The sequence below is a fragment of the Reyranella sp. genome (genome assembly GCF_004297405.1).
GTDB lineage: Bacteria > Pseudomonadota > Alphaproteobacteria > Reyranellales > Reyranellaceae > Reyranella.
In genome coordinates this window covers 32,218-57,621 of record NZ_SCVC01000013.1, presented here as the reverse complement: position 1 = coordinate 57,621, position 25,404 = coordinate 32,218, and the positions used below count along the sequence as shown (strand labels likewise).

Genomic DNA, 25,404 nt, shown 5'->3' with positions numbered 1-25,404 from the left:
GCCGGCGATGTCGTTGGTCTTCGAGGCCACTTCGCGCACCATCTGGGCGCCCATGTTCTCGAACTTGTCGGCGAGCTCGATCTCCTTGGCGACGGTGACGCCGTCCTTGGTGATGCGCGGTGCGCCGAACGACTTGTCGAGAACGACGTTGCGGCCCTTCGGACCCAGCGTCACCTTGACGGCGTTGGCGAGGATGTCGACGCCGCGCAGCATGCGCTCACGGGCATCGGCGCTAAAGCGGACTTCTTTGGCTGCCATTACTCAGTTCCTCTCGATTTCTGGATGAATGGATCGTTGGAAGCGATCAGGCGGCCTTCTTGCTGGCCACTGGGGAACCTTCGACGATTCCCATGATGTCGCTTTCCTTCATGATCAGGTACTCGACGCCGTCGAGCTTGATCTCGGTGCCGGACCACTTACCGAACAGGATGCGGTCGCCGGCCTTCACATCGAGAGCGACGAGAGCGCCTTTCTCATCCCGGGCGCCAGGACCGACGGCGACGACTTCGCCTTCCATCGGCTTTTCCTTGGCAGTGTCCGGAATGATGATGCCGCCCTTGGTCTTCTCTTCCTCCGCGACGCGCTTGACCACGACGCGGTCGTGAAGCGGACGGAACTTCATGCTTCTTCCTCCAATGATCCTAGTTGAGCCTGCGCAGCCGGACGGCCGCGATGGAAAGGATTGCTGTCAGCACTCTCCAGCGAAGAGTGCCAAAGCGCATCGGATTTAGGTGTGCGCCCAGCCTGAGTCAAGGCAGCGAAACGAAGTCACTTCGCACTAGCAGCAATCATCCGAGAGTGCTGCTAAGTATTTGTTATGGAACGAATTTTGCTGACTTTTCGTTAAGGGTGCGTGACTATTCCCTGACGCGCCCCCTGTCAAGGAGTGCCGCATGGACCGCAGTTTCATTGCGCAACTCAACAACTATCGCATCACGACGGCCGAAATCCTCTACTGGATGCCTGATCACCAGCACGTTCTGCAGAGCTTCGTCTGGCAGAACCTCGATCTGGCCCCCCGCTTCCCCGCCCTCACCAAGTTCCTCGACTTCTGGGAACACAATCTCGACGGCAGGCTGCACCGCGTGCGGGTCGCCAATGCCGCCCTGATCAAGCCGGCCGAGTTCCGTTTTTCGAGCGGGCTATACGCGCTGCATTGAGCGAAGGGCGGTGTCGTACTCGATCGCGGTCCGCTCGATCAGGTCCGCCACCGAAGGCACGTCGCTGACGCCGGAGACGGAGTGTCCCGCGCTCCAGATGTCTTTCCAACGCTTCGGGTCGGGCTTGTCGCGCGCCGAAGCGTTGATGTCCTTGGAAATGTCGATCGCACCGCGCGCCGGCAGATTGTCGGGATCGAGGCCCGCCGCAGCGATCGAGGGCCGCAGCATGTTGGTCTCCAATCCGGTGAAGGCGCGTGTCAGCAATACGTCGTCGAGCCGACTATCGACCAGCATCTGCTTGTAGGCATCCTTGGCAAGGCTCTCGCGCGTGGCGATGAACTTGGTGCCCATGTAAGCGAGATCGCAGCCCAGAGCCGCGGCCGCCGCAATGGCGTGGCCATCCGCCATGCCGCCCGCCATGGCCACGATGCCGTCCCAGAATGTCCGTACCGCGCGTACGAAGGCGAAGGGATTGACCCAGCCAGTCTGACCACCTGCACCTGCCGTCAGCAGCACGAGACCGTCGACACCCGCCGCCACGGCCTTTTCGGCATGACGCACCGAGGCGACGTCGGCCAGCACGAGGCAGCCGGCATCCTTCAGCGGCTTCATCACCGGTTCGGGCGATCCCACCGAGGTGATCACGATCTCCGCCTTGTGGCGCAACACGGCCGCGAGATCGTCGGGCACGCGCGGATTGGAGCGATGCACGATCAGATTGGGGCACACTGGCGCGGGGGCACGGCCGCTCTCGTCGGCTGCGCGCTTCAACTCGTCGTTCATGCCCGCAAGCCACTGGTCGAGCTCTTCGACGGTGCGGCAGTTGGCGGTCGGGAACGAACCGATCACGCCGGCGCGGCAGGCCGCCGTCACCAACGCCGGCCCCGATACCAGGAACATGGGCGCCGCGATCAGCGGCAGGCGAAGACGTTTCTCGAGATTTGCAGGCAAGGACATGACGGCAGCTTACCTCAGGAGGCAAAGGCGAGAAGCGCGATCCCGCCGACAACGAAACCGGAAGCGACGATTCGGCGAACGCCAAACCCTTCCTTGAGCACGAGCGTTCCCAGGACGGCGCCGAAGATCACACTGGTTTCACGCAAGGCGACGACCGGACCGAGTAGCAGACTTTGCGCGGCGGCCAGGAACGCAAGGAAGCCGATCACCGAGATGACGCCTGCCAGCAGGCCGATTGGCCCATGACGCCGCGCGTAGGCGAGAAGACCGCTGCGTCGCGTCGCGAGGGCATAGGCCACCATGCCGAGGCCGGTCACGATTTCCAGACAGGCCTGAAACCCCAGGACTGTCCCTGCTGCACGGACACCGACGCCACTGGTGAAACTATAGGCCGCGACCGAGACACCGGTCGCCAGTGCAAAGCCCACGGCTTCGCCGCTGGCACCTGCGCCGAAGGACAAGGCCATGATGCCGAGCGAGATCAGACCGACGGCTGCAAGCTGCGCAGTGCTCAAGCTTTCGCCGATCGCCAGCGCCGCTACGATGGCGGTCAATACCGGCGCTACGCCGCGCGCCAGCGGATAGACGACGCTCATGTCGCCCACGCCATACGAGCGAATTAGCAGCGCGTAGTAGCCGAATTGTATGAGAGCCGTGAGACCGAGCCATTTCCAGCTCTCGGGTGCCGGCCAATCGACGAACGGCAAGGCACAGAGGCCGAGGGTCAAACCGGCGACCCGGATCGCCACCATGGTGAGCGTGCGGTCGCCGGCCGACTTGACGAGCGCATTCCAGATCGAATGCGCGATGGCCGATAGAATGACGAGACCGTAGAGCAGCGCCGCGGACATGACGTCCGATTTGGCGGCGCGCTCTACCGGCGGTCAACGGCACCGATGCCGTTGAGCCGCCACGCAAACAGGCTCCGAAGCGGGAGCCGCGAGGAGAAATCAGGCCGCCGCGGCCAGACCTTCCTGCTCAAGCGCGCGCTTGACGGCGGGACGCGCCTTCATGCGCTCGTAGTGGGCCGCGACGTTCTTCGGCAGCGGCATCTTCATGCGCCCATGCGCCCAGAACGAGACGTAGAACAGCGCGGTATCGGCCACCGAGAACTTACCGGCGAGGTACTCCTTGCCTTCCAGCGCCTTGTCCATGAGGGCAAGGCCCTTCTCCATGATCTCCTTACCGCGTGCCTTGACAGTGTCGTGGTCGGCTTCGGTCGGCGCGTAGGCGGCCGGACGGAACATGCGCGAGAAGCCCTGCATGTGCATGGTCGACACGGCATAGTCCATCGCTTCGAGCGCGCGCGCCTCGGCATCGGCATCGCTCGGCAGCAGGCCGGCATCCGGGTTCTTGCGGGCGAGCCACACCGCGATCGCGGGATACTCGGTCAGCACCGTGCTGTCATCGCGGACCAGAGTCGGCACCTTCGACTTCGGGTTGAGCTTCACGAAGTCTGGCCCGTACTGTTCCTGCTTGGCGCCATCGACCTTGTGCAGGTCGTAAGGCTTGCCGATTTCCTCGAGAAGCACATGGATACCGAGGGAACAGGCGCCAGGCATGTAATAGAGCTTCATCGTTTTCTCCCTTGAGAAGTAGGTGATTGATAGAGACGGTCCACGCTAGCATCGCGACCACAAAGGGGGAAACAACAATGGCCAATGGCAGTCTGCGCAACTTCGTCGGCACTGGCTCAACGAAGATCGGCACGTTCCTGTTCGAGTTCGCAACACCCGGCATCGGACAAATCCTGAAAGCAGCAGGCGCCGACTATGCTGTCCTCGACATGGAGCATACTGGTTTCGGATTCGATACCGTCCGCCAGGTCGTGCGTTACATGCAGGCTGCGAATCTGCCGCTGGTCGTGCGTGTACCTTCACAATCGCGTCATCATATCTCGCGCGCGCTCGATACTGGCGCAGACGGTGTGATGGTGCCGATCGTATCTTCGGTCGAGCAGGCCAAGGCGGTGCTCGACGCCGCCAAGTACTGGCCCGATGGCACACGCGGCGTAGCGCTGGGCCTCGCGCACGAGCGCTTTGCGATGCGAAGCGAGCCGTTGCTGCCGCGCTTTGCCGAACAAAATGCCCGCACGGCCATCATCCTCCAGGTCGAGGATCCGCGTGGTGCTGCAGCGGCCGACGAAATCGCCGCGATGCCCGGCGTCGACATGTTGTGGCTCGGCCATAACGATCTCTCCGTGGCGATGGGCGAGCCCGGTGCGTTCGACCATCCCGACTTTCTCAGCGCCGAGCAGGCGACGATCGCGGCCGCGAAGAAGCACGGCAAGTCGGCCGGTCGACTCGCCGTCGACGCCAAGCAAGCCGCGCAGTTCGTGAAGCTCGGCTACGACTTCGTTTCGATCGCGGGCGATGTCTGGCTGTTGCAGCAGGCCTTCGCCGCCGGTGTGCAGACGGTCAAGCAGCGGACCTGATCCTCTTCCGCTGGCGACGATCGATTTCCGGTCCTATCAGAACGCCGGAATGTTCGGGCCGACGAGAGCAATCGCCCGGGCGAGCCGCTCTTCGGCAGCTTGGTTGTATACCGGGGTGCCGCAGCGCGGGCATTCACCCTCAGGCAGAATGACGATGTCGGTTCTATCCTGGTATGACAACCAAGCTGCGAGATTGCTGACAGGCGTCACCTGATCGACGCGCCCCTGCCAGGCACAGGCTCGACACAAACAACGCGGCGCGGTCCGAATAAACGACATACCTCAGCGTGCACTGCCTGCACGCCGTTGCAAGTTGCTAAATTGCACATGTGACTGTCCAGGCGATAGCGGCGTCGATCCCCTCAACGGCTCGGATCAGCCCGCGATCCTCACCGGCAACGCGCGAATGCCGCGGATGAAGTTGGAGTAGAGCCGCACCGGCGGACCCGCGACCTCGACCCTGAGGTCGCGCTTCAGAATCTCCTCCCACAGGATGCGAAGCTGCATCTCGGCCAGTCGGTCGCCAACGCAACGATGGATGCCGGCACCGAAGGCAAGATGTTGGCGCGCCTTGGGCCGCCCGACGATGAAACGATCGGGCTGGTCGATCGCCGTCTCGTCACGATTGCCCGAGACGTACCACATCACCACCTTGTCGCCCTGACGGATCGTCTTGCCCGCCAGCTCCGTATCCTTCCGCGCGGTTCGCCGCATATGAATGACCGGCGACTGCCAGCGGATCGTCTCCGACACCAGGCTCGGCAGGAGGCTCGCGTCGCTGCGAACCTTGTCAAGTTCCTCCGGATGATCGAGCACGGCCATCAGACCACCCGTCATGGAATTGCGCGTCGTGTCGTTGCCACCCACGATCAGGAGACCGAACGTCCCGATGAACTCGTTCAACGGCATGTTCTGCGTGGCCTCGGCATGGGCCATCATGGAGATCAGGTCGAACTTCGGCGGTTGGGCGGCCCGCTCCTTCCAGAGTGCCCCCATGATCTCGGCCATCTGGCGTAGCTCGGCCATGCGCTCGGCTTCGCTGCGCACGACGGCGTCTTCGGCTTCGATGTTGGCGATGGCGACGTCGGACCAATGGGTGAGCTTGCGTCGGTCCGCCTGGGGAAAGTCGAACAGCGTCGCCAGCATCATGGCGGTGAGTTCGGTCGACACGAGATCGACCCAGTCGAAGACTTCATTGCGCGGCAGACCGTCGAGCACACCCGCCGTGCGTTCGCGGATCAGCCCTTCCATGTTCGCGAGGTTGGTCGGCGCCACGATCGGCGCCACGGTCTTGCGCTGCGCGGTGTGGCGCGGTGGATCCATGCGGATGAAGTTCGGCAGCTCGGATCCCTTGGCCTGGTCGGCGATCTGGATTCCGCCCAGCTCCTGGGACGACGAATAAGTGCCGTGATCGAGCTCGACCTTCATGATGTCGGCATAGCGCGTGATCGACCAATAGGGCCCAAACGGACTCTCCGGATGGAGATGCACAGGATCCTCCCGGCGCAGGCGCGCAAAGTGGGAGCCCCAGCTATCGTCGCGGTAGAGGCGTGGCTGGCTGACGTCGATAGGCTCGTCCAGTACAGGTACGTTCACGGCGGACCTCGGCTGCGGTTCCAGGGGCGTGGCTTGATCCATAATCCTGCACGGCGCCCGCAGCTCACAGGCAAGTCAAGCTCTTTCGTCGCAACAACCTCACATCTGGTGCGTTGACAGGCCGAAGGCAGGGGCGCACACCCTCGCCCCGCCGCCGCCTCAATTGGCGGCGTTTCAGCTCATGGCCCCAGCCGACACCAGCCAGACATCCGTTCCCCACACCGCCCCCCATGGTTCGCCCGCACCCCACCCTGCAGGCGCCGCCCTGGTCGTCGGTGCGCTCGGCGTGGTGTTCGGTGACATCGGCACCAGCCCGCTCTACGCGCTGCGGGAAACCTTCCTTCACGGTACCGGCATGGCGCCGACGCCCGAGCACGTGCTGGGCGTACTCTCCATGCTGTTCTGGGCGGTGACCCTGACCGTCACCATCAAGTACGTCGTGCTGATCATGCGCGCCGACAACAAGGGCGAAGGCGGCGTGCTGGCCCTGGCGACGCTCGCCACGCGCGGCCTGAGCGGCAAGGCACGCCGGGTACGCCATGCCATCATACTTTTTGCGGTGGTCGGGCTCGCCCTATTCTATGGCGACGCCATGATCACGCCGGCCATGACCGTGATGAGCGCCGTCGAGGGTCTGTCGGCGATCACACCGGCCTTCACGCCGCTGGTCGTACCGCTGTCGCTGGTGATCCTGGTCGGGCTGTTCATGCTGCAGTCTCGCGGCACGGCCGATGTCGGCCGGCTGTTCGGGCCGGTCATGCTGCTGTGGTTCGTGGTGCTGGGTGTGCTGGGCGCATGGCAGGTGGTGAAGAACCCAGCCGTGCTTGCCGCCGTCAATCCGATCCACGCCTTCCATCTCGTGACCGATCAGGGCTTCGGCATCTTCTGGGCCTTCGGCTCGATCGTGCTGGCCGTCACAGGCGCCGAGGCGCTCTACGCCGACATGGGCCACTTTGGTCGCAGACCCATCCGCATCGCCTGGCTGGGGCTCGCCATGCCGGGCCTGCTGCTCAACTATTTCGGTCAGGGCGCACTCATCATCGCCAACCCCGACACTGTCCATCACGTCTTCTTCGAGCTCGTTCCCCAGGACTACATCATCGGGCTGGTGATTCTCTCCACCTTCGCCGCCGTCATTGCCTCGCAGGCCGTGATCACGGGCGTGTTCTCGCTCACACGACAGGCGATTCAGCTCGGCTATCTGCCGCGCATGGAAATCCAGCACACTTCCGAAACGGCGATCGGGCAGATCTACATTCCGCGCGTCAATTGGCTCCTGATGGCCGGCATCATCGCACTGGTCGTGGGCTTCGGCTCGTCGGGCGCACTTTCCGGCGCCTATGGCCTTGCCGTCACCGGCGCCATGCTGGTCGATGCGGCGCTCGCGACGGTCGTGGCGATCCTGGTGTGGCGCTGGTCGTGGCCGCTCGCCGTCCTCGTGTTCGGCTTCCTCGGCATTCCCGACCTGGTCTTCTTCATCGCCAACGCGCTCAAGATCCCCGACGGTGGCTGGTTGCCGCTGGTCGTGGCGGGGTTGATCTACTTCACGATCACGACCTGGCGCCGTGGCCGCCGTCTGGTCGCCGCCGAAATGAGCGAAGGCGCCCTGCCGCTGAAGGAATTCCTCGGCCGCATGGAGCGCGCGCCGGACCGGGTTGCCGGCACCGCCGTCTTCCTGACCGCCGACGCCTCCCACACGCCAGCGGCCTTCCTGCACAATCTCAAGCACAACAAGGTCCTGCACGAGCGCATCATCATCCTGCAAGTCGACACGATGGATGTGCCGGTCGTGCCGGAGGCCAACCGCGTCGAGGTCGAGCGGCTGGGCAAGGGTTTCCATACGGTGATCGCCCACTACGGTTTCACCGAGCAGCCCGACATCCCCGAAGCGCTGCGCGCCTGCCGTCCGCACGGCATCGCCTACGACGAGATGGAAACTTCCTTCTTCCTCGGCCGCGAAACCCTGGTGCCGTCGCAGCATTCCAAGCTGGGCAGGTGGCGTCGCGACTGGTTCATTTCGCTCTCGCACTCGGCCTCGGCCAGCAAGACCTTCTTCCGCATCCCGCCTAACCGCGCTATCGAACTCGGCAACCAGATCCAGATCTGAGATCGCGATCTGAGATCAAAGGGGGGAGCCGACATGCCGCGTTCACCGCTCGTCCTGCTGCCGGGGCTGCTCAACACGCGGCGCGTCTACGAGCACCAGGTCGAGACGCTGCAGGATATCGCGGACATCACCATTCCCGAGCTCTGGCACCACGACACGATCGGCGCCATGGCCGAGACCGTGCTGGCGGCGGCGCCGCCAAAATTCGCGTTGGGTGGCTTCTCGATGGGCGGCTACGTCGCTTTCGAGGTCTTCCGCCAGGCTCCGCAGCGGATCGAGCGGATCGCCCTGATCGACACGCAGGCAAGCCCGGACTCGCCGGAGATCCGCACGCGTCGCCAAGCCTTCATCGAGCAGACGCGGCTCGGCCGTTTCCATGGCGTGCATCCAACCCTGCTGCCGCAGATTGTCCATCATAGTCGGCTCAAGGATACCGCCGTCACGCAGCCGATCCTCGACATGGCCCTGGAGATTGGCGCCGACGGCTTCGTTCGCGAGCAACAGGCAATTCTGGGCCGCCCCGACAGCCGGCCGTTGTTAGTCGAGATCGAGGTGCCGGCCGTGGTGATCGTCGGCCGTCAGGACATGGCGACGCCGCTGCCGCGGTCGCAGGAGATGGCCACCGACATCGCCAACGCCCAGCTTGTGATTCTCGAGGAATGCGGGCACGTCTCGCCCCTGGAACGACCAGCCGAAGTATCGGCGGCCCTGAGGAGATGGTTGACGCAATGAATACGGTCTATGCCCGCGAGGATTATCTCGGCGCCGACGAATATATCGATGTCGTCACCAAGTCCGGTCTCAACCGGCCGGTCGGCGATCGCGGTCGCATCGAGCGCATGCTGGCGCACGCCAACCTGATCCTCACCGCCCGCCAGGACGGCAAGCTCGTAGGCTTCGCCCGCTCACTCACCGACTTCTGCTTCTGCTGCTATCTCTCCGACCTCGCCGTCGACAGGGCCTGCCAGGGCCAGGGCATCGGCCGCCGACTGATCGAGGAGACGCGCACTGCGGCTGGTGGACCGTCGACGACGACCCTGCTGCTCTCCGCGCCGACGGCGATGAGCTACTACGAGGGCATCAAGATGCCCAAGGCCGACAATTGCTTCCTCTATCGCCGCGAACGCTAGCGTCCCCTCAGCAGCGCCGCCAAAGCGGCGGCGACCTGCCAGAGGCGTGGCCTGCAGAATGCCGGCCGGTTGCGCCGGATCTCCTGCTGGACGCGCTTCCAGACCTCGCGCGATGAGAAGGATCGTTCGGGCAGGAATTCCGTGAGCATGGCCAGTTGCGCCTCCCAGCGATCGGCGGCGCGGCAGAACCTGGCATCGCGTTCGCGACGCCTCTCGAAGCCGCGACGCGCCGCGCCCTGCAGGCTGCCGATCGCATAGTCCGCAGCGACAAGCGCACGACGGTCGGCGAGCTCATCCTTGTGGAGACATTTGGCCATCTGCGCGAGGCCACGCCGGACCCAGCTCTTTGCCGTCCCGAGCTGCACGCCCAAACGCTCCGCGAGCTCCTGATGCGTCAGCCCGTCGAAATAGACCAGCGCGACAGACCGGCGGTGATTTACCGGTAGATTACCCAGACACGCATTCACGCGACGTGCCTCGTCGCTGCGCATGGTCAGCGTGGCGGGGTCCGGGCCATCGGACGCCATCGTCTCGACGTCGAGCTCGGTTTGCCCGCCTTCGCGCCGGCTCGCTCGCAGTCGCGCCGACAGCGCGCGATTGCGCACGATCTGCATCAACCAAGCATAGGCCGGTCCCTTCGCAGGATCGTATTGATAGGCCGCGCGCCAGATGCGCAGGAAGGAGTCCTGCAGGACATCCTCCGCGACATCGTCGCGCTGCACGATGCGCCGCGCAACCGCGAACAGCCGTGCGCTGATGAGTTCATAGAGCCTCGCGAATGCTCGATCGTGACCGACTGCGGTTTCAGCCAGCAACCTCGCCAGCGGATCGAATGGCGGTGTGGCCGAATGAGGAGGAGCCAAAGCGATGAGCGAAGGCGGTATCGATGCTGCCCTCGCGGTGTCGTGAAGCCTGAGAATCTCGACCATATCGAAAGACCTCCTCCGGCCAGTTACCCCGCCGGCGCCTGTTCGGATGCAGGCGCCAGCAAATAAAAAATCGCATCCGAATCCGGAGGCGCCGGGGTTCTCCAGGAAGCGAACGACATTTCGACGTTCGACGAACCAAGGAGCTCCCCATGTCCTCGACCACCCCACAGGCAAGCACGACGACTGCAGCGCGGCGCAGCTTCCTTTCCGGCTTTGGCAAGTTCACGCTCTCGGCAACAGCGATCGCTCTTCTCGCAGGCCGCGACCGCCTGGCGCTGATCGGATCTGCCGAGGCGAAGACTGCCGGCAACGACGTGACGATCCTCAACGCCGCCCTGGCGGCCGAGCAGGAAGCGATCGCGGCCTATCAGGTAGGCGCCAGCAGCGGCTTGCTCCAGAAGCCGGTCCTCGACCTCGCCGTCCAGTTCCAGGGGCACCACAAGGAACACGCCACGGCCCTGGCGACGACCGTCAAGAAGCTCGGCGGCACGCCGGTCGCCGCGAAGGCCAAGTACACCTTCCCTGTCGAAAAGCTGAAGACGCAGGCCGACGTTCTGAGCTTCGCTGCCGAGCTCGAGAGAGGCGCCGTCAGCGCCTATCTCGGCGCCATTCCCATCCTCGACGATCGCGAGCTCGCGAAAGTGGCGGCCTCCATCCTGGGCGACGAGGCCATGCATTGGGCCGTGCTGCGGCAAGCCCTGGGCCTGCCGCCGGTGCCCTCGGCCTTCGTGTCTTGACCGAAACCTCGTCACGAGCATCAACATGAAAATCCCGTTCGCTGTCTGCATCGGCGTCATGGTCGTGGCCTCCCTGTGCCATGCAGCGGACGGTGATGCCGGGAAAGGCGCGCAGATCTACCAGCGATGCCTGGCGTGCCATTCCCTGGAACACAATCGGAGCGGGCCGCGCCATTGCGGCCTGTTCGGCCGACCCGCCGCCGCCCTGCCCGACTTCACCTACTCGCAAGCCCTGAAGTCGGCCGGACTCACCTGGGACGCAGTGACCCTCGACCGCTTCCTGGAAAATCCCCTCAAAGCCGTACCCGGCACCAAGATGGCTTATGCCGGGGTGAAGAACGCACAGGAGCGCGCGGACCTCATCGCCTATCTCAAGCAGGCGACTCACGACCCGGCCAAATGCCCGGAAGGCTCATCCCGCTGACGTCGTGCCGCTTTCCGTGACGATCATGTCCATCGCGATATCGTAGGGCTGAGGATAGATGGTCGGTATGGCGAGCCGGTCGTAGCCCACACCGAGAATCCTCGGCCGACGGGACAAGGCGGCCAACGTACGATCATAGAAGCCGCCACCGTTGCCGAGGCGATAGCAGGCGCCATCGAAGCCGACGACGGGAGAGATAACGATATCCGGTGTCGCCTCCTGCTGTTCGACCGGCACCGGAATGTTCCAGACGCCCGGCTCGAGCGCGTCACCGCGCCGCCAGACGCGAAACGCGAGAGGCATCTGGGGTCCGACGACGACCGGCAACACGCAGACGGCCCCCCGATCACCCAATCCTTCCATCCAGGATCGCAGATCGGGTTCACCGCGGAACGGCCAGTAGACGCCGACGATCCTGCCGGAGACGTCCCCCAGCATCTTGTCGAGTTCCTCGGCGATCCTTGCCGAATGCCGGCGCCTTTCCTCCACCGGGATTGCCAGGCGCAAGGCGATCAGACGTTCGCGCTCGGCCTTTCGCCATCTCTTCAGGTCGAGCTGCTGGCGAAAATCGGCCTCCGGCAGCACTTGCCCCGAGAGTGGATCGACGAGGTGCATCATGCAGGGCGGCGAGCTGTAGACCTCCGGCATGTCCTCGTCGTCATTGTCGTTGGCGGAGTTCATCCGAGCGCACTGTTCGTCAGGTTGATGTTGGCGACATGCGAGGAGAGCATGTGGTTCAGGTCGGAGAAGAGCGCGTCGTCCCTCACTCTGGGCGTGACCTCGCGCAGCTTGCGCACGACCCAACCCTGACCGCGATTGAGGAACGCCAGACGCTCCTTCAAATCCTCGATGGCCATCGCCTTGGCATGGAACGCCCCCATGCGCGGCGACGCGGCACCACCGAGGACCCGGATCTGCCGCAACAGCATCGCACACCATCGCGCCTCGTCGTCCTGGATGGCCTTCAGCAGTCCGACCGTTTCGGGATCGCTGGCGTCGCGCGCGCTTTCGAGCGCGACACGCGCGCCCGCACGCTCGGCTTCGAGCAGCTCGTTCAGGAAATCGATCAGCTCGTCCCGGCTGATCGGGCCGGTTGGCGCAAGCATCTGGTCCGTCATCGTTACTCCTAAGGCCGCTATGGTAAGAGGTCGGATTACATCTGGAAAATGAAGAAATATGGCAAATGATATCGAATTGTTCGATATTAAGCCAAAGAGAGGCTCTTCTTGGACACCGAACTGGCCCGCACCTTCCTGGCAGTCGTCACCACCGGCAGCTTCGTGAACGCCGCCGAGCGGCTTCATGTGACGCAGTCGACGGTCAGCACGCGGATTCACACGCTGGAGACCGCGCTGGGGTGCCGGCTGTTCGTCCGCAACAAGGGCGGCACGACCCTGACGCCGCCGGGCAAGCACTTCCAGAAGCATGCCTCCACCCTCGTCCGGACGGTCGAGCAGGCGCGCCACGACGTCGGCGTCGCCCGCGGCTTTCGCGCTGCCGTCACGATCGGCGCGCGACTGGGTCTATGGGAGCAATTCCTGATCAAGCGGATGCCATCTCTGCTGGAGAAAGCGGCCGATATTTCCGTGCGCGCCGAGATCGGCTTGGAGAGCGATTTGATGGAAGGGCTCGTCGAGGGGCGGCTGGACGTCGCCGTCATGTACACGCCAGAAAGCCGGCCTGGCCTGAACGTGGAGTTCCTGTTCGACGACAGACTCGTGCTGGTCTCCACCAAGGCGCAGCGGCGACCGGTCCTCGATTCCAGCTACGTCTACATCGACTGGGGGCCGGAGTTCTTCGCGCGCCACAGCGCGAGCTTTCCGGAGTTCTTCGGCGCCGCGCTCACCGCCAACATCGGCTGGCTGGGCCTGCAGCATGTGATCGAGAATGGCGGCTCGGGATACTTCCCCATCCGCCTCGTGCGCCCGCATCTGCAAAGCGGGAAACTGACAATCGTTCCCGGCGGACCCGAGTTCTCGATATCGGCCTATGTCGTCTACCCCACGGACGCCGACATAGGCGTCATCGGTCCGGCGCTCGAACTCATCCGCGATGCCGCGGCACAAGAACGAAAGCCCGACAACCAAGCCTGAGAAGAACTCAGCCGCCGCGCTGCGCCGCGAGGGCCTTCTGCAGCTCGTTGTCGAAGCCGCTCAGCGTCTGCTGGAACGGACCCGCCATCGTGTTCTGGAGCTGGATCTGTACCTGGATTTGAGACCCGGAGCGCATCTCCCCGAGAAGCTGGGCCGACTTGCCGGCATTGTACTGGCAGATCCCCTGCCCGCAGATGCTGGTCGAGATGAAGGGGTTGGAGTCGACTTGCATGCTGGCCTGCACGCCCTGGCCATCGCCGACCACGGAAAGCTTCCGGTAGGCCGCTGAATAGCGCACGACCAGGAACTGGCCGAGCAGGCTGTTACCGTCGATCGTGGCCTGCACACCGCAATCCCGGCCGCCTTCCTCGGTGCAGTACATCACCCACTTGTTGGGTGGCTGGTCCTGCCCGAAGGCGCCGCTCGCCGCGACCGTCGCCAGAAAACCCAAACCGCCGGCAATGAATCGCTTCATCGGTCTCTCATCTCCCTTACCTTCGTGGGTAACACTTACCAGCTTGCGATGGCTTCGCCCACTGGCCTCGCTGGATCCGATGAGAGACGACTTTCAAGCTGCGGCTAGTGCGTTGCCAAGCCGCTCAGCAACCTCTTATGTAGCCGCTGGCCATTTTCCGACGAAGGAACGTCCCGCATGTCAGACTCTCTGAAGCTCGTCGCTTTCTGCGGTAGCCTGCGCAAGGCTTCGTTCAATCGCCTCTCGTTGCAGGCGTTCATCGAACGCGTGCCGGCGGGGACCTCGGTGCAGACGATCGAGATCGGCGACTGGCCACTCTACGATGCCGATATCCAGGCCAAGGGATTTCCCGACAAAGTACAGGCGGCCCAGAAGGCCATGCTCGAGGCCGACGGCATCGTGCTGGTGAGCCCGGAGTACAACTACGGCATCTCGGGTGTCTTGAAGAACGCCATCGACTGGCTGTCGCGTACGACGCCGCAACCGTTCGCGACCAAGCCGATCGCCCTGTTCGGCGCCTCGATGGGCCTGCTCGGCACGGCGCGCGCGCAGTATCAGCTGCGCCAGACTCTGGTGTTCCTCGACGGCCGGCCGCTCAATAAGCCGGAAGTCATGATCGGCCAGGCACAGAATAAGTTCACCGACGGCAAGCTCACCGACGAGGCGACGGGCAAGATGCTGTCAGACCTCGGCGTCGCGCTGGCGCTTGCCGTTCGCCAGGCCAAAGCAGCGGCGGCGGTCAAGTAGTACAGTCCCAAGCAGCGAAGCGATGACCCAGAACATCTACGACAACGAAGGCTTCTTCGCGGGATACGCCAAGCTCCCGCGCTCCGTCGAGGGTCTCGACGGGGCGCCGGAATGGCCGACCTTGCGGGCGATGCTGCCGAAGCTCGATGGTCTGCGCGTCGTCGATCTCGGCTGCGGCTTCGGCTGGTTCTGTCGCTTCGCCCATGAAGCAGGTGCGCGGCAAGTCACGGGCTTCGATGTCTCGGAGAAGATGCTCGCCCGCGCGCGCGAAACATCGGACGGTGCGATCGCCTACCGGCAGGCCGACCTCGAGACCCTCGCTTTGCCGAAGGGCTCGGTCGATCTCGTCTATAGTTCGCTGGCGCTGCACTATCTCGCCAACCTCGAACACCTGATGACCGAGGTCCATCGCGCGCTCGTCCCCGGCGGCAGCCTGGTCTTCTCCGTCGAACACCCGATGTACACCGCGCCCGGCCATCCCGGCTGGTCGCGCGACGCCGATGGCCGCTTCGCTTGGCCGGTCAACCGCTACTTCGAGCAGGGCGAGCGCTCGACCGACTGGCTGGCCAAGGGCGTGATCAAGCAGCACCGTACGGTGGCTACCTATCTCAACCTGCTTCTGCGTCTCGGCTTCACGCTGGACAAGATCGAGGAATGGGGCGCAACCGCGGCCGACGTCGCCGCGCATCCCGACTGGGCCGGCGCCGACGAGCGCCCGTCCTTTTTGCTGGTTTCGGCACGTCGCTAGACGGATCCTTCGGCCCACGCCGAAGGAAAGCCCCGGAGGAGCGTGCTAGCAAGGCAGGCCATGGCGTCGAGAGTACCGCTCCTTGTCCTGCTGATCGCAGTCACCTGCCTCAGCCAGTTCTATCGTGTCTCCAACAGCGTGATCGCGCCGGAACTCGTGCGCGACCTCGATCTCTCGGCGCGTCAGCTCGGCTGGGCCGGCAGCGCCTTCTTCTTCGCCCTGTTCGCCGTGCAGGTGCCGGTCGGCATGTGGTTCGACAGGTTCGGTGCGCGCCGGACGGTGGCCGCGCTGTCGATCGTCGCCATGGCTGGCGCGCTCTGGATCGCGGTTTCCACCACTGCCTTCGATTTGATCGGTGGGCGCGCAATCGTCGGCGTGGGCTGCGCCGCCTCTTTCATGTCGGTGGTGTTCCTGTGCTCCCGGTGGTTCCCGCCGGCGAGGCTCGCGACCGTTTTGTCCTGGGTGTTCGCGGCTTCCAACATCGGCACGCTGGCCGCCGCGACGCCGCTCGCCTGGGTGGCCGCCACCGTCGGCTGGCGTATGGGCTTTGCCGGCCTTGCGGCCGTCACCGTGCTGGTCGCGGTCTGTTTCTATGCCTTCGTGCGCGACCGTCCGCCGGAGGCGCCCGCACCACCGACGAAGAAGGAGAATCTCAGCGAGATCATGAAGGGTCTGGTCGAGGTCTGGATGACGCCGGGACTGGGTCCCGTCCTCGCCATGCACTTCTTCGCCTATGCCACGATGCTCACCGTCCTCGGCGTCTGGGGCGGACCTTACCTTTACGACGTGCACAAGCTCGACGCGGTGGCGCGCGGCAATGTGCTGCTGGTGATGGGCGTGGCGCAGATCCTGGGCATTCTCGCCTACGGCCCGATGGATCGCCTGCTTCGCTCGCGCAAGAAGGTGGTGCTGGGTGGGGCCGCACTCTCGACAGCTCTGCTGGCCGTGCTGGCACTCCTGCCGCAGCCGCCGCTCTGGCTCGCCGTCAGTCTTCTTTCGGCCTTCTGTTTCGCATGCGCGTTCGGCACGGTGATCGTGGCGCAGGGCCGCGCGCTCTTTCCCGACCGGCTGGCCGGACGAGGCGTCACGACCGTGAACATGGCGCAGTGCCTGGGGCTGGCCGTGCTGCCGGCCGGCATGGGCTATGTCGTCGAGGCCTTTGGCGCCAACGACATGGCCTATCGCATCGCGTTCGCGGCACTGGGCCTCGGCCTCGTGCTGGGCGCTGCCGTCTATCTCCGCTCGCGCGACAGCGCCACGGCGCACAGCTAGACTGCCACCGCTCCAGGAGAAACGCATGCTGGTCCGGAAAGTTCGCGCGCTCACGGCTGTCTGCTGCGCCCTGTTGGCGCTCACTATCGGTAGCGCCATTGCACAGAACGCGCCGCCGCCCCGCATCCCCGCTCCCGATCGAGAGCCGGTGACGGGACTGACCTTTCCCGCCGAGATCGCCAACGCACGGCTGGCGACCTCTATCGACTACAGCAAGACCATGAACCGGCCGGATCTGGGTTACGCCTGGAACTACCAGACGAACCAGCAGCTCTTCGTGACGCTTTACGTGTATCCGCCCAGGACTGGATCGATTCCCGACGGTCCGATGGACGACGCGGTCCTTGCCCAATTCCAGCGCGCATTGGCCGACATCTATGAAGGCGCGAAGCTCGGCCGCTACGATCAGCTCAAGCCGGTCGACGGGCCGGACAAATGTACGATCGGCGGCCTTACCTTCCTCTGCGCGACCCTATCGGCCATCCAGCCCAACACCAAGAAGCCACTCCATACCGCGTTGATGGTGACGGGCTATCGCGACCGTTTCCTCAAGCTGCGGCTCGACTGGGTCGACACGCCGGCCAACAGCCGGACAGCGGTCGATGGCTTCATGCAGTCCCTGATCAGTGGGATCAGGCGCTGACTACTTGGTTGCCTCTTTGAGATAGGCGACGAGATCAGCGAGCTGACCGGCCTGCTTCACGCCGTTGAACACCATCTTGGTGCCGGGCACCTTGCCCTTGGGATCGCGGTTGTACTCGGCCATGGTCGTATCGTCCCAAACGATGCCCGAAGCTTTCATGGCATCGGAGGAGGCATAGCCTTCGCCCGTACCGGCTTTGCGGCCGAACACGCCGTGCAGGTTGGGCCCTGCCGTCTGCGCGCCGCCCTTGTCGAGCGTGTGACAGGCCCGGCACTGCTGGTTGAACACGCGCTGACCGCGACTTGCTTCACCTGATTGTGCCCATGCCGGCAATGCCGCCAAGCCCAGAGAAATCGCAACGATCGTGCCCATCCAGCTCTTCATTTTCTCTCTCCTGTGTTTTCAGGTAGATGCCGCCCCATGTGGGTTGCCAAAGAGCCCAGGCAAGGACTGTGCCCTTGCCTCGCGCTCGATCAGCGCCCGCTTGCGTCGGACACCCCAGCGATAACCCGAAATGGAGCCGTCCTTCTTCACGACCCTGTGACAAGGCACGACGACCGCCAGCATGTTGGCGGCGCAGGCTTCGCCGACTTCACGCGCCTGGCGCGGAACGCCGAGCTTCGTGGCGATTTCTCCGTAGTTCGCCGTTTGGCCAGCGGGAATCTGCCGCAGCGCTTCCCAGACGCTCAGCTCGAAGGCCGAGCCTTGCAGGTCGAGCGCAAAATCCTCGCCGGAGTCAGGATGATCGATCAGTCGGGCCAGCCGATCGAGTGAGTCGTGCAGCCCGACGTTATCTTCGACCAAAGTCGCTTCGGGGAAACGCGCCGCGAGCTTGGCGCGTAACGCTTCGTTCATGTCACCGAACTCGACCATGACCAGACCCTTGTCGGACATCGCCGCGACGAAGGTTCCGAGCGAGCTTTCAGCCTTTGCATAACGGACGGTCGTTGCCATGTTTCTCTCCATCGGTGGATCGATGGCGGGAAGATAGGGCGAGACGTTTGCCGTTACGCTCCGGCAACGGACTGGAATTCTCAGGCATGCAAGACTTGTTCGATCCTTCGGGCGAAAAAGAGGCCCTCCACGAACCCTTGGACGAAGGCGCCATGCTGTTGCGTGGCTTCGCAGCAGCGCGCGATACGATGCTTCTTGCGGCCATCGATAGCATTGCCACCGCGGCTCCGTTCCGCCGCATGATCACGCCCGGTGGCTTCGAGATGTCGGTGGCCATGACCAACTGTGGTACCGCCGGCTGGGTCACCGATCGCAAAGGCTATCGGTACGCGAGGCACGATCCCGACAGTGGCAAGCCGTGGCCGCATCTCCCTAAGGAGTTTCTGGATCTCGCCAAAGCCGCTGCAATGGAGGCAGGTTTCCCGGGCTTCGTGCCCGATGCCTGCCTGGTCAATCGCTACGAGCCCGGCACGCGGCTGTCACTTCATCAGGATCGCGACGAGGCCGACTATGGCCATCCGATCGTATCGGTATCGCTCGGCCTGCCGGCCACCTTCCAGTTCGGCGGCCTGAAGCGCAGCGATCCCGTGAAGAAGGTGGCGCTGCGGCATGGCGATGTCGTGGTCTGGGGCGGTGCTTCGCGCCTCTTCCATCACGGGGTGCTCACGCTCAAGGATGGCGAGCACCCGTTGACCGGCCGTCGCCGGTTCAACATCACGATGAGGAAGGCTTTGTAACCGGACTACTCCGGCTTGATGTTCTGTTCCTTGATCAGGGTCACCCAGCGCTTCTCTTCCTTGTTCAGGAAGTCCTTGAACTCGGCCTGGGTGGAACCGCGAATCTCGACGCCCTGGACCTTGAAGCGTTCGATCACTTCCGGATCGGCCGCGATCTTGGCGATCGCCTTCTGCAGCTTGTCGACGATCGGCTGCGGCGTGCCGGCCGGGACGACCATACCCTGCCAGAACACGGCCTCGAAATCCTTGAGTCCCGCCGCCTCGATCACGGTTGGCACTTCCGGAAAAGCAGGCGAGCGCTTGGTGCTCGAGATCGCGATGGCGCGCGTGCGGCCCGTCGCCAGCACCGGCTTCGCCTCCAATGCGGCCGAGAACATCATCTGCGCCTGCCCCGAGGCCACGTCCTGCCCCGCCTGCGCGCCGCCCTTGTAGGGCACATGGGTGATGTTGAGGCCGGCCTGCGCCTTCAGGAGTTCTGCCGCGAGATGGTTGGTGGCACCGATGCCCGAACTCGCGATGTTGAACTTGCCGGGATTGGCTTTCACGACGGCGATCAGCTCGGCCATGTTCTTGGCCGGGAAGTTGGCGTTGACGTGCAGGATGAACGGCGTGAACGACATCAGCGACACGAGCTCGAAGCTCTTGTGCGGGTCGTACTGGACCTGCCCGGTGAGGGTCGGATTGATCACCAGCGACGTGCCACCAGCGTAGATCGTGTAGCCGTCGGGCGGCGCCTTGGCGACGAAGTTGGAGGCGACGGTGGTCGCCGCGCCGGCGCGGTTGTCGACGATGACCGGCTTGCCCAGCTCGGTCGAGAGCTTGTCGGCGTAGACACGCGCCACGGCGTCGTTCACGCCGCCCGGCGGATAAGGCACCACCATGGAGATCGGCTTCTGTGGCCAATCGGTTTGCGCGACTGCCGGCGCCATGACGGCAAGCGGCAACGCGAACGCGGCGAGGCCCGCCGCGATGAAAGTGGAACGCTTCATCTTCTTCCTCCCAAACTTTGCTTGGCGACTTTACTCCGCCACGAAGAACGGCAGCGTCACTTCTTTGTTGACCGGTTCGAAACCGAGCTTCACGCGCTGGCCGATCTTGATATCGGCTTCGGTGACGCCCCGGAGCGGCGCGTTGACCCGCACGCCAGCGTCCATGTCGACGAGCGCCACGATATAGGGCGCGGTAGCCTTGAAGAAGAAGTTGAACGGATGATGGCACACCGTCCAGGTGTGGATCGCCCCGCCCGTCGGCGCTTCCTTGAACTCGCTCTCCATCGAGAAGCAGTGCGGACAGACCGGCCGCGGATAGTGCCGGACCTTGCCGCAGGCCGAGCAATGCTGCAGCAGGAAGCGACCTTCGCGCATGCCATCCCAATGCGGCTGGCTCTCGCGTGTCGGCGTCGGCAGCGGACGTTCCGGCGCCAGCGGTGTTGTTGCGGTGCTCATGCCGCCCTCCTCAGGATCGCGATCGAGCCATCGCCCATGTCGCCATAGCCGGTGACCAGTCCCACTTCGGCGTCCTTGACCTGCGCCTTGCCGGCCTCGCGGCGGAGCTGGCGGGTCAGTTCGATCACATGGTTGAGACCCACGACATGGCCCTGGCTCAGAAGCCCGCCATGCGTGTTGATCGGCAGCTCGCCGCCCAGCGCAATGCGGCCATCCATGATGAACGGTCCGCCCTCACCCTTCTTGCAGAAGCCCAACAGCTCAAGCTGGTTGATCACCGTGAAGGTGAAGCAGTCGTAGATCTCGGCGACGTCGATGTCCTTCGGGCCGACGCCGGCCATCTCGTAGGCACGCGGCGCGGACTTGGCGAGGCCGAACTCCAGCAGGTCCGGTCGCTGCGCGATCGAAGCTGGCGATTCGGGGTGGCCCTCAGCCACGCCCATGATGGTGATTAGCGGCTTCTTCAGGTCGCGTGCCTGGTCGCTGCGGCTCACGATGATGGCTGCACCACCGTCGCTCTCCAGGCTGCAGTCGAACAGTCGGAACGGGTCGGAGATCATGCGCGAGGCATGATGCTCCTCGACCGTGAGTGGCTTGTTCATCACGACATTGCCATTGAGGATCGCGTGCTGGCGCGTGACGACAGCGATCTCCGCGAAGTGCCGTTCGGTGGTGCCGTAGAGCTCCATGTGGCGGCGTGCGCCTGGGGCATAGAGCTGCGCCGGCGCAAAGATGCCGATCGGTGCCTCGAACTCGGCCGCCAGCGCGAATTGCGGGAACTGCTGCAGGCGGGTGCTGACTCGGGCGCCCGAATAGCCGGTACGACCGACGGCGATCAGCACGTGGTTACACACGCCCGACGCCACGGCCATGGCGGCACTCTGGATGGCTGCCACGCAGGTGGCGCCGCCCATCGGCACGAACAGCGACAGCTTGAGGTCGGGCAGGCCAAGGTTGGCGATGAAATCCTCGGCGATGCCACCGCCCGGAAAATAGGGGACGACGCCGTCGATATCGCGCGGGCTGAGACCGGCGTCGGCGATGGCTGCGAGGCTCGCCTCGAGTTGCAGGGCCAACGCACTCTTGTGCGTGCCGCGCGTATACGCGGTTTCGCCGATGCCACTCACGGCCGCCTTCTCCCGAAGCGGATGCACCATGTTTGATTTCCTCCGGCGCGCATCGTGCCCTAAGCTCCGTTCCGAGCGAAGGGGGAAGAATGTCAAAGCAAGAGCTGGTTTCGCTGTCCGCAGTCGAGATGCGTCGCCGCATCGGCACTAAGGAGATTTCGCCGGTCGAATTGCTCGAGGCCTGCCTCGAACACATCGAGGAAGTGAACCCGGCAATCAACGCCGTGACGGCAATGTGCGTGGCCCGAGCACGCAAAGAAGCGAAGGCCGCCGAGACCGCGGTACGCCGTGGCGAGGAGCTGCCGCTGCTGCACGGCCTGCCGACCGGCATCAAGGACCTCGAGGAAACGAAAGACCTCCTCACCACCTACGGCTCGCCGCTCTACCGCGACTACGTGCCGAACTACGACAACGTGATGGTGAGCCGCGTTCGTGCCGCCGGCGCGGTGGTGGTCGGCAAGACCAACGTGCCGGAATTCGGCGCCGGCTCGAACAGCCGCAACCCGGTCTGGGGCGCCACGGGCAACCCCTTCAACACGACCCTGAATGCCGGCGGTTCGTCGGGCGGTTCGGCGGCGGCGCTGGCGACCGACCTGCTGCCGGTCTGCACGGGCTCCGACACCGGCGGCTCGCTGCGCAATCCCGCTGCCTATTGCGGCATCGTAGGTTTCCGCCCTTCACCCGGCATGGTCGCGGTCGAACGTCGCTCCATGGGTTGGACCCCGATTTCCGTGTTGGGTCCGATGGGCCGCTCGGTGGCCGATACCTGCCTGCTCTATGCCACGCAGATCGGTCAGCACGATCAGGACCCTCTGTCGTTCCCGATCGACGGGGCGGCATTTGCCGAGCCCTGGCCGGTCGATCTCGGCAGCCTGCGCGTGGCCTGGACCGAGGATTTCAGCGGCGCGCCCGTCGAAAAGGGCATTCGCTCGACGATGCGCGAGAAGATCAAGGCGATGAAGCCGCTCTTCCGCTCACTCGACAAAGTCGAAATCGAATACGGCGACGCCGACCGCTGCTTCGACGTGATCCGCGCCGTGAGTTTCCTGGCGCGCTATCACGATGCCTACACCAACAACCGCAAGATGCTCGGCCCCAACATCGTCGCCAACTACGAGATAGGCGCGAAGCTGAGCCTGGCCGATTTCGCCTGGGCGCACGGCGAGCAGACCCGCATCTTCCGGAAGTTCCAGGATCTGTACCGCGACTACGATCTGGTGCTGGGGCCGACGGTGGGCTTCTCGCCCTTCCCCTGGAAGCAGCTCTACATCGACCAGATGGATGGCAAGAAGCTCCGCAACTACTATCACTGGATGGCATCGGTCTATTTCGTGTCGCTGGCCACAAATCCGGCCGTGTCGCTGCCCTGTGGTCTCGATCACAAGAAGATGCCGTTCGGTCTGCAGGTGATCGGCCGCTTCCGCGGTGATGGCGAAGTGCTGGGCGCCGCCCATGCCATGGAACAGGCGTTCAAGAGCATTCCGGGCCTGGCGCGGCCGATGCCCAATATCGCCAAGCTCAGGAAGCCCACGCAGGCGCTGAAGTCGATCGTGACGCACCCGCCGAAGCTCAACGCCAAGGTGTCGCGCGGCCCCGCTCCCGGCGCGCTTTAGCGTGCGAAAGCGCACGGTGCCAGCCGAGTGCCGGCGCCGTGCCCTTTACACAACTTCATCTTTTCGCCTGGGTAGTGCCACCGCGCGCTCCCTACCTCGTTGTCTGTAGAGGCCTGGCTGCAACTGTGGCTGAGGTCCAACGGAGGTAAGGATGACCAGGATCAAGATCGTGGTGGTGGCTGTGTTGCTGGCCGCGACGACTGCCGCATGTAACCAGACCACGGGCTACGGCTATCCGAACTACAGCTCCAACAGCGGCTACTGGCGAACCGGCACCCACTACAGCAACGCCAACGCCTATCAGCCCGGCTACTACAACCAGGCCCCGCGCCGCGGTCCGAGCGGTGATTACGACCGCGATGGTGTTCCGAATCGCTACGATCGCGACGCCAATGGTGACGGCGTGCCGGATCGCTACCAGCGCTAGAGTGAAGCTCTAATCGACGAAGCCGGCTCCCCTGAACGGGAGCCGGCTTTCTTTACGTTCAAATGCCTTGAACAAATCTCAGTTGCGCCGCTGCCACGCCATCGTCGGTGCGTTGAATACATCATGGGAACGTCCCGCTCGAGAAAGGGCTTTCCCCGGTGGAGGCATTGGATGCGTAACGCGAGATGGCTCGCCGCCGCGGGTCTGATAGTCGTAACGGCGGGATGCGTAGAGCAGTCAGGTTCCTATCCGACGACCTACGGCTACAACCCGGCTTACGGTTCGTCCGGATACAGGTATCCGAACCACAACTACTCCAACAATTACTACAGCCAACCGACCTACTACCGCAGCCAGCCGACTTACTATCGGCCGGCGACTTACTACGCGCCGGCACCGCAGTATCGCCCCCGGCGCGATCGCGACGGTGATGGCATTCCGGACCGCTATGATCGAGACAAGAACGGCGACGGCGTCCCCGACAAGTATCAGCGTCGTTGGCGCTAGGGCCGAGGCTTCTTCTTCCGGATTTCACCGTCGTGCTGGCCGAGCGTAGGTGCGGCACGGCGGATAATTCCGGGAGTCGCGGAGAGCTTGAGCGGCACGCCCAGCGTCTTCTGGCGGCCAGCCTTGGCATGGTCGACCTCCGCCACCATGCCGCGAGCGAGGATCTGTGGATCGGCGAACACCTCGTCATGGTGCAGCACCGGGCCGGCGGGAATGCCCTCGGCTTCAAGGGTCGCCATCCAGTCGGCGGTGCTGCGTTTGCGCACCTCGTCCTGCAACAAGCCCACGATCAGCTCGTTGTTGCGTACGCGATCGGCATTGGCCTTGAAGCGCGGATCGTCAGCCAGTTCCGGTTTACCGATCAACGCGCAAAGTTTGCGAAAGAAATTCTGCTGCGCTCCGCCGATGGTCAGCCAGCCATCACTGGTCTGGAACACTTGGTAGGGCGAGGAACCGCGATGGGCCTGGCCGAGCTTCTCCGGCCGCTTGCCGTTGGCGAAGTAGTTGGCCGCCTCGTAGACGCCCAGCGACACCGTAGACTCCAGCAGCGAGGTCTCGACCCACTGGCCTTCACCCGTCTTGTGGCGCGCCTGGAGGGCCGACAACACGCCGATTGTAAGATAGAGGCCCGCGCCGACGTCGGAGATGGCGAGCGGGATGCGGTAGGGCGGACCGTCCTTCGGCCCCGTCACCGACATCAGACCGGACATGGCCTGGATCATCAGGTCGAAGCCGCCGCGGCCGGCATAGGGGCCCGTCTGGCCGAAGCCCGAGATCGACCCCAGCACCAGCCGCGGATTGCGCGCATGCAGCGCCTCCCAGCCCAGGCCGAGCCGCTTCATCACGCCGGGCCGGAAATTCTCCAGCACGACATCGGCGCCATCGACCAGCTCCCAGAAAGTAGCGAGATCGTCCTTGTCTTTGAGGTCGAGCTTGAGGCCGCGCTTATTGCGGTTCCACAGCATGAAGGGCGCCGACTCCCCTTCGACGAAGGGCGGCGCGCCGCGCATGGCGTCGCCTTGCGGGCTTTCGATCTTGATGACGTCGGCCCCGAGATCGGCGAGTTGCATGCCGCAGAAGGGACCGGAGAGGTGGGTGGTGAGGTCGAGAACGACCAACCCGTCGAGAGCGCCTGCCATGAT

Annotated in this window: 32 protein-coding genes; 16 read left to right on the top strand and 16 right to left on the bottom strand. The window is 64.2% G+C overall.

Annotation, left to right across the window (positions count from 1 at the left end):
* Together EPO50_RS12175 and groES are read right to left on the bottom strand one after the other, a co-directional pair.
* Positions 1-258, bottom strand: a 258-nt coding sequence (locus EPO50_RS12175) for a TCP-1/cpn60 chaperonin family protein (protein ID WP_296344329.1), incomplete at its 3' end; no start/stop codon positions are given.
* Between the two features lie 46 nt (positions 259-304).
* Entirely contained in the window at positions 305-622 is a 318-nt protein-coding gene (gene groES, locus EPO50_RS12170) for a co-chaperone GroES (protein WP_296344327.1), read from the bottom strand.
* A 271-nt stretch (positions 623-893) separates the two neighbouring features.
* Between groES and EPO50_RS12165 the strand changes: the two genes are divergently transcribed.
* Positions 894-1,160 (top strand): hypothetical protein, encoded by a 267-nt coding sequence (locus EPO50_RS12165; RefSeq protein WP_296344324.1) that lies wholly within the window; start codon positions 894-896, stop codon positions 1,158-1,160.
* Here the strand turns inward: EPO50_RS12165 and EPO50_RS12160 are convergent.
* The 3 genes from EPO50_RS12160 to EPO50_RS12150 all read right to left on the bottom strand — a co-directional run bounded on the left by EPO50_RS12160 (position 1,143) and on the right by EPO50_RS12150 (position 3,694).
* The gene (locus tag EPO50_RS12160; protein ID WP_296344322.1) at positions 1,143-2,117 is read right to left on the bottom strand and encodes a nitronate monooxygenase family protein; all 975 of its coding nucleotides are present in this window, start codon (positions 2,115-2,117) and stop codon (positions 1,143-1,145) included. The genes EPO50_RS12165 and EPO50_RS12160 overlap by 18 nt on opposite strands.
* Before the next feature lie 14 nt (positions 2,118-2,131).
* The gene (locus EPO50_RS12155) at positions 2,132-2,968 is read right to left on the bottom strand and encodes a DMT family transporter (protein ID WP_296344320.1); all 837 of its coding nucleotides are present in this window, start codon (positions 2,966-2,968) and stop codon (positions 2,132-2,134) included.
* Positions 2,969-3,067: 99 nt separating this feature from the next.
* Positions 3,068-3,694, bottom strand: a complete 627-nt coding sequence (locus EPO50_RS12150) for a glutathione S-transferase family protein (protein WP_296344319.1) — start codon at positions 3,692-3,694, stop codon at positions 3,068-3,070.
* Positions 3,695-3,771: 77 nt separating this feature from the next.
* On the opposite strand from EPO50_RS12150, the gene EPO50_RS12145 reads away from it, so the two are divergent.
* Positions 3,772-4,551 carry an aldolase/citrate lyase family protein gene (locus tag EPO50_RS12145; RefSeq protein ID WP_296344317.1) on the top strand — a complete coding sequence of 260 codons (780 nt, stop codon included), beginning with the start codon at positions 3,772-3,774 and terminating at the stop codon, positions 4,549-4,551.
* Between the two features lie 375 nt (positions 4,552-4,926).
* Here the strand turns inward: EPO50_RS12145 and EPO50_RS12140 are convergent, their stop codons facing one another.
* Positions 4,927-6,147, bottom strand: a complete 1,221-nt coding sequence (locus EPO50_RS12140; RefSeq protein ID WP_296344315.1) for a cytochrome P450 — start codon at positions 6,145-6,147, stop codon at positions 4,927-4,929.
* 181 nt (positions 6,148-6,328) lie between these two features.
* Here EPO50_RS12140 and EPO50_RS12135 point away from each other — a divergent pair, with 181 nt between their 5' ends.
* The 3 genes from EPO50_RS12135 to EPO50_RS12125 are packed head-to-tail and all read left to right on the top strand — an operon-like array spanning position 6,329 to position 9,384.
* Entirely contained in the window at positions 6,329-8,254 is a 1,926-nt protein-coding gene (locus tag EPO50_RS12135) for a potassium transporter Kup (RefSeq protein ID WP_296344313.1), read from the top strand.
* A 33-nt stretch (positions 8,255-8,287) separates the two neighbouring features.
* Positions 8,288-8,986 carry an alpha/beta hydrolase gene (locus tag EPO50_RS12130; RefSeq protein ID WP_296344311.1) on the top strand — a complete coding sequence of 233 codons (699 nt, stop codon included), beginning with the start codon at positions 8,288-8,290 and terminating at the stop codon, positions 8,984-8,986.
* On the top strand, positions 8,983-9,384 hold the full coding sequence (locus EPO50_RS12125) for a GNAT family N-acetyltransferase (RefSeq protein WP_296344309.1): 402 nt from the start codon (positions 8,983-8,985) through the stop codon (positions 9,382-9,384). The genes EPO50_RS12130 and EPO50_RS12125 overlap by 4 nt, the downstream gene beginning before the upstream one ends.
* On the opposite strand, the gene EPO50_RS12120 is transcribed toward EPO50_RS12125, so the two are convergent.
* Entirely contained in the window at positions 9,381-10,313 is a 933-nt protein-coding gene (locus EPO50_RS12120) for a sigma-70 family RNA polymerase sigma factor (RefSeq protein ID WP_296344307.1), read from the bottom strand. The two genes, EPO50_RS12125 and EPO50_RS12120, sit on opposite strands and share 4 nt — an antisense overlap.
* Before the next feature lie 149 nt (positions 10,314-10,462).
* On the opposite strand from EPO50_RS12120, the gene EPO50_RS12115 reads away from it, so the two are divergent.
* Positions 10,463-11,050: a ferritin-like domain-containing protein gene (locus EPO50_RS12115; protein WP_296344305.1), complete on the top strand. Its 588-nt coding sequence runs from the start codon at positions 10,463-10,465 to the stop codon at positions 11,048-11,050.
* Positions 11,051-11,075: 25 nt separating this feature from the next.
* Entirely contained in the window at positions 11,076-11,474 is a 399-nt protein-coding gene (locus EPO50_RS12110) for a cytochrome c family protein (RefSeq protein ID WP_296344304.1), read from the top strand.
* On the opposite strand, the gene EPO50_RS12105 is transcribed toward EPO50_RS12110, so the two are convergent.
* On the bottom strand, positions 11,463-12,155 hold the full coding sequence (locus EPO50_RS12105) for a 5-formyltetrahydrofolate cyclo-ligase (RefSeq protein ID WP_296344302.1): 693 nt from the start codon (positions 12,153-12,155) through the stop codon (positions 11,463-11,465). The two genes, EPO50_RS12110 and EPO50_RS12105, sit on opposite strands and share 12 nt — an antisense overlap.
* The gene (locus EPO50_RS12100) at positions 12,152-12,592 is read right to left on the bottom strand and encodes a DUF6306 domain-containing protein (protein WP_296344300.1); all 441 of its coding nucleotides are present in this window, start codon (positions 12,590-12,592) and stop codon (positions 12,152-12,154) included. The genes EPO50_RS12105 and EPO50_RS12100 overlap by 4 nt, the downstream gene beginning before the upstream one ends.
* 108 nt (positions 12,593-12,700) lie before the next feature.
* On the opposite strand from EPO50_RS12100, the gene EPO50_RS12095 reads away from it, so the two are divergent.
* The gene (locus tag EPO50_RS12095; RefSeq protein ID WP_296344298.1) at positions 12,701-13,567 is read left to right on the top strand and encodes a LysR family transcriptional regulator; all 867 of its coding nucleotides are present in this window, start codon (positions 12,701-12,703) and stop codon (positions 13,565-13,567) included.
* Between the two features lie 7 nt (positions 13,568-13,574).
* Here EPO50_RS12095 and EPO50_RS12090 read toward each other — a convergent pair whose 3' ends face one another.
* Positions 13,575-14,042, bottom strand: coding sequence for a hypothetical protein (locus EPO50_RS12090; RefSeq protein WP_296344296.1), 468 nt, complete (start codon positions 14,040-14,042; stop codon positions 13,575-13,577).
* Between the two features lie 177 nt (positions 14,043-14,219).
* Between EPO50_RS12090 and EPO50_RS12085 the strand changes: the two genes are divergently transcribed.
* The 4 genes from EPO50_RS12085 to EPO50_RS12070 are packed head-to-tail and all read left to right on the top strand — an operon-like array spanning position 14,220 to position 17,452.
* Positions 14,220-14,789 (top strand): NADPH-dependent FMN reductase, encoded by a 570-nt coding sequence (locus EPO50_RS12085; protein WP_296344294.1) that lies wholly within the window; start codon positions 14,220-14,222, stop codon positions 14,787-14,789.
* A 22-nt stretch (positions 14,790-14,811) separates the two neighbouring features.
* Positions 14,812-15,537 carry a class I SAM-dependent methyltransferase gene (locus EPO50_RS12080; protein ID WP_296344292.1) on the top strand — a complete coding sequence of 242 codons (726 nt, stop codon included), beginning with the start codon at positions 14,812-14,814 and terminating at the stop codon, positions 15,535-15,537.
* 60 nt (positions 15,538-15,597) lie between these two features.
* Positions 15,598-16,809 (top strand): MFS transporter, encoded by a 1,212-nt coding sequence (locus EPO50_RS12075; protein ID WP_296344291.1) that lies wholly within the window; start codon positions 15,598-15,600, stop codon positions 16,807-16,809.
* A 25-nt stretch (positions 16,810-16,834) separates the two neighbouring features.
* A complete protein-coding gene (locus tag EPO50_RS12070; RefSeq protein WP_296344287.1) occupies positions 16,835-17,452 on the top strand; it encodes a hypothetical protein in 618 nt (205 codons plus the stop codon).
* Here the strand turns inward: EPO50_RS12070 and EPO50_RS12065 are convergent, their stop codons facing one another.
* Together EPO50_RS12065 and EPO50_RS12060 are read right to left on the bottom strand one after the other, a co-directional pair.
* Complete coding sequence (locus EPO50_RS12065; RefSeq protein WP_296344285.1) at positions 17,453-17,836, bottom strand: cytochrome c family protein; 384 nt, start codon at positions 17,834-17,836, stop codon at positions 17,453-17,455.
* Between the two features lie 18 nt (positions 17,837-17,854).
* On the bottom strand, positions 17,855-18,406 hold the full coding sequence (locus tag EPO50_RS12060; protein WP_296344284.1) for a methylated-DNA--[protein]-cysteine S-methyltransferase: 552 nt from the start codon (positions 18,404-18,406) through the stop codon (positions 17,855-17,857).
* Positions 18,407-18,492: 86 nt separating this feature from the next.
* Between EPO50_RS12060 and alkB the strand changes: the two genes are divergently transcribed.
* Entirely contained in the window at positions 18,493-19,143 is a 651-nt protein-coding gene (gene alkB, locus EPO50_RS12055) for a DNA oxidative demethylase AlkB (RefSeq protein WP_296344282.1), read from the top strand.
* 5 nt (positions 19,144-19,148) lie between these two features.
* On the opposite strand, the gene EPO50_RS12050 is transcribed toward alkB, so the two are convergent.
* Genes EPO50_RS12050 through EPO50_RS12040 form a run of 3 tightly spaced genes read right to left on the bottom strand, consistent with a single transcriptional unit; the run spans position 19,149 to position 21,745 of the window.
* On the bottom strand, positions 19,149-20,132 hold the full coding sequence (locus EPO50_RS12050) for a tripartite tricarboxylate transporter substrate binding protein (protein WP_296344280.1): 984 nt from the start codon (positions 20,130-20,132) through the stop codon (positions 19,149-19,151).
* Between the two features lie 30 nt (positions 20,133-20,162).
* On the bottom strand, positions 20,163-20,588 hold the full coding sequence (locus EPO50_RS12045) for a Zn-ribbon domain-containing OB-fold protein (RefSeq protein ID WP_296344278.1): 426 nt from the start codon (positions 20,586-20,588) through the stop codon (positions 20,163-20,165).
* Positions 20,585-21,745: a thiolase family protein gene (locus EPO50_RS12040; protein WP_296344276.1), complete on the bottom strand. Its 1,161-nt coding sequence runs from the start codon at positions 21,743-21,745 to the stop codon at positions 20,585-20,587. The genes EPO50_RS12045 and EPO50_RS12040 overlap by 4 nt, the downstream gene beginning before the upstream one ends.
* A gap of 59 nt (positions 21,746-21,804) precedes the next feature.
* On the opposite strand from EPO50_RS12040, the gene EPO50_RS12035 reads away from it, so the two are divergent.
* The 3 genes from EPO50_RS12035 (at position 21,805) to EPO50_RS12025 (ending at position 24,262) form a co-directional block, all read left to right on the top strand.
* Positions 21,805-23,328, top strand: a complete 1,524-nt coding sequence (locus EPO50_RS12035) for an amidase (RefSeq protein WP_296344274.1) — start codon at positions 21,805-21,807, stop codon at positions 23,326-23,328.
* Between the two features lie 151 nt (positions 23,329-23,479).
* On the top strand, positions 23,480-23,755 hold the full coding sequence (locus EPO50_RS12030) for a hypothetical protein (RefSeq protein ID WP_296344273.1): 276 nt from the start codon (positions 23,480-23,482) through the stop codon (positions 23,753-23,755).
* 171 nt (positions 23,756-23,926) lie between these two features.
* Positions 23,927-24,262, top strand: a complete 336-nt coding sequence (locus EPO50_RS12025) for a hypothetical protein (protein WP_296344270.1) — start codon at positions 23,927-23,929, stop codon at positions 24,260-24,262.
* Here the strand turns inward: EPO50_RS12025 and EPO50_RS12020 are convergent.
* The gene (locus EPO50_RS12020; protein WP_296344269.1) at positions 24,259-25,401 is read right to left on the bottom strand and encodes a CaiB/BaiF CoA-transferase family protein; all 1,143 of its coding nucleotides are present in this window, start codon (positions 25,399-25,401) and stop codon (positions 24,259-24,261) included. The two genes, EPO50_RS12025 and EPO50_RS12020, sit on opposite strands and share 4 nt — an antisense overlap.
* Positions 25,402-25,404 lie beyond the last annotated feature (3 nt).

Bases quoted from the DNA above. Each gene is read 5' to 3' on its own strand.
- EPO50_RS12130 (WP_296344311.1), top strand. From the start codon at position 8,288: ATGCCGCGTTCACCGCTCGTCCTGCTGCCGGGGCTGCTCAACACGCGG.
- groES (WP_296344327.1), bottom strand. From the start codon at position 622: ATGAAGTTCCGTCCGCTTCACGACCGCGTCGTGGTCAAGCGCGTCGCG.
- EPO50_RS12160 (WP_296344322.1), bottom strand. From the start codon at position 2,117: ATGTCCTTGCCTGCAAATCTCGAGAAACGTCTTCGCCTGCCGCTGATC.
- EPO50_RS12115 (WP_296344305.1), top strand. From the start codon at position 10,463: ATGTCCTCGACCACCCCACAGGCAAGCACGACGACTGCAGCGCGGCGC.
- EPO50_RS12155 (WP_296344320.1), bottom strand. From the start codon at position 2,968: ATGTCCGCGGCGCTGCTCTACGGTCTCGTCATTCTATCGGCCATCGCG.
- EPO50_RS12025 (WP_296344270.1), top strand. From the start codon at position 23,927: ATGCGTAACGCGAGATGGCTCGCCGCCGCGGGTCTGATAGTCGTAACG.
- EPO50_RS12085 (WP_296344294.1), top strand. From the start codon at position 14,220: ATGTCAGACTCTCTGAAGCTCGTCGCTTTCTGCGGTAGCCTGCGCAAG.
- EPO50_RS12045 (WP_296344278.1), bottom strand. From the start codon at position 20,588: ATGAGCACCGCAACAACACCGCTGGCGCCGGAACGTCCGCTGCCGACG.
- EPO50_RS12050 (WP_296344280.1), bottom strand. From the start codon at position 20,132: ATGAAGCGTTCCACTTTCATCGCGGCGGGCCTCGCCGCGTTCGCGTTG.
- EPO50_RS12080 (WP_296344292.1), top strand. From the start codon at position 14,812: ATGACCCAGAACATCTACGACAACGAAGGCTTCTTCGCGGGATACGCC.
- EPO50_RS12035 (WP_296344274.1), top strand. From the start codon at position 21,805: ATGTCAAAGCAAGAGCTGGTTTCGCTGTCCGCAGTCGAGATGCGTCGC.
- EPO50_RS12110 (WP_296344304.1), top strand. From the start codon at position 11,076: ATGAAAATCCCGTTCGCTGTCTGCATCGGCGTCATGGTCGTGGCCTCC.
- EPO50_RS12125 (WP_296344309.1), top strand. From the start codon at position 8,983: ATGAATACGGTCTATGCCCGCGAGGATTATCTCGGCGCCGACGAATAT.
- EPO50_RS12060 (WP_296344284.1), bottom strand. From the start codon at position 18,406: ATGGCAACGACCGTCCGTTATGCAAAGGCTGAAAGCTCGCTCGGAACC.
- EPO50_RS12100 (WP_296344300.1), bottom strand. From the start codon at position 12,592: ATGACGGACCAGATGCTTGCGCCAACCGGCCCGATCAGCCGGGACGAG.
- EPO50_RS12120 (WP_296344307.1), bottom strand. From the start codon at position 10,313: ATGGTCGAGATTCTCAGGCTTCACGACACCGCGAGGGCAGCATCGATA.
- EPO50_RS12135 (WP_296344313.1), top strand. From the start codon at position 6,329: ATGGCCCCAGCCGACACCAGCCAGACATCCGTTCCCCACACCGCCCCC.
- EPO50_RS12040 (WP_296344276.1), bottom strand. From the start codon at position 21,745: ATGGTGCATCCGCTTCGGGAGAAGGCGGCCGTGAGTGGCATCGGCGAA.
- EPO50_RS12070 (WP_296344287.1), top strand. From the start codon at position 16,835: ATGCTGGTCCGGAAAGTTCGCGCGCTCACGGCTGTCTGCTGCGCCCTG.
- EPO50_RS12065 (WP_296344285.1), bottom strand. From the start codon at position 17,836: ATGAAGAGCTGGATGGGCACGATCGTTGCGATTTCTCTGGGCTTGGCG.
- EPO50_RS12165 (WP_296344324.1), top strand. From the start codon at position 894: ATGGACCGCAGTTTCATTGCGCAACTCAACAACTATCGCATCACGACG.
- alkB (WP_296344282.1), top strand. From the start codon at position 18,493: ATGCAAGACTTGTTCGATCCTTCGGGCGAAAAAGAGGCCCTCCACGAA.
- EPO50_RS12150 (WP_296344319.1), bottom strand. From the start codon at position 3,694: ATGAAGCTCTATTACATGCCTGGCGCCTGTTCCCTCGGTATCCATGTG.
- EPO50_RS12075 (WP_296344291.1), top strand. From the start codon at position 15,598: ATGGCGTCGAGAGTACCGCTCCTTGTCCTGCTGATCGCAGTCACCTGC.
- EPO50_RS12105 (WP_296344302.1), bottom strand. From the start codon at position 12,155: ATGAACTCCGCCAACGACAATGACGACGAGGACATGCCGGAGGTCTAC.
- EPO50_RS12030 (WP_296344273.1), top strand. From the start codon at position 23,480: ATGACCAGGATCAAGATCGTGGTGGTGGCTGTGTTGCTGGCCGCGACG.
- EPO50_RS12090 (WP_296344296.1), bottom strand. From the start codon at position 14,042: ATGAAGCGATTCATTGCCGGCGGTTTGGGTTTTCTGGCGACGGTCGCG.
- EPO50_RS12020 (WP_296344269.1), bottom strand. From the start codon at position 25,401: ATGGCAGGCGCTCTCGACGGGTTGGTCGTTCTCGACCTCACCACCCAC.
- EPO50_RS12145 (WP_296344317.1), top strand. From the start codon at position 3,772: ATGGCCAATGGCAGTCTGCGCAACTTCGTCGGCACTGGCTCAACGAAG.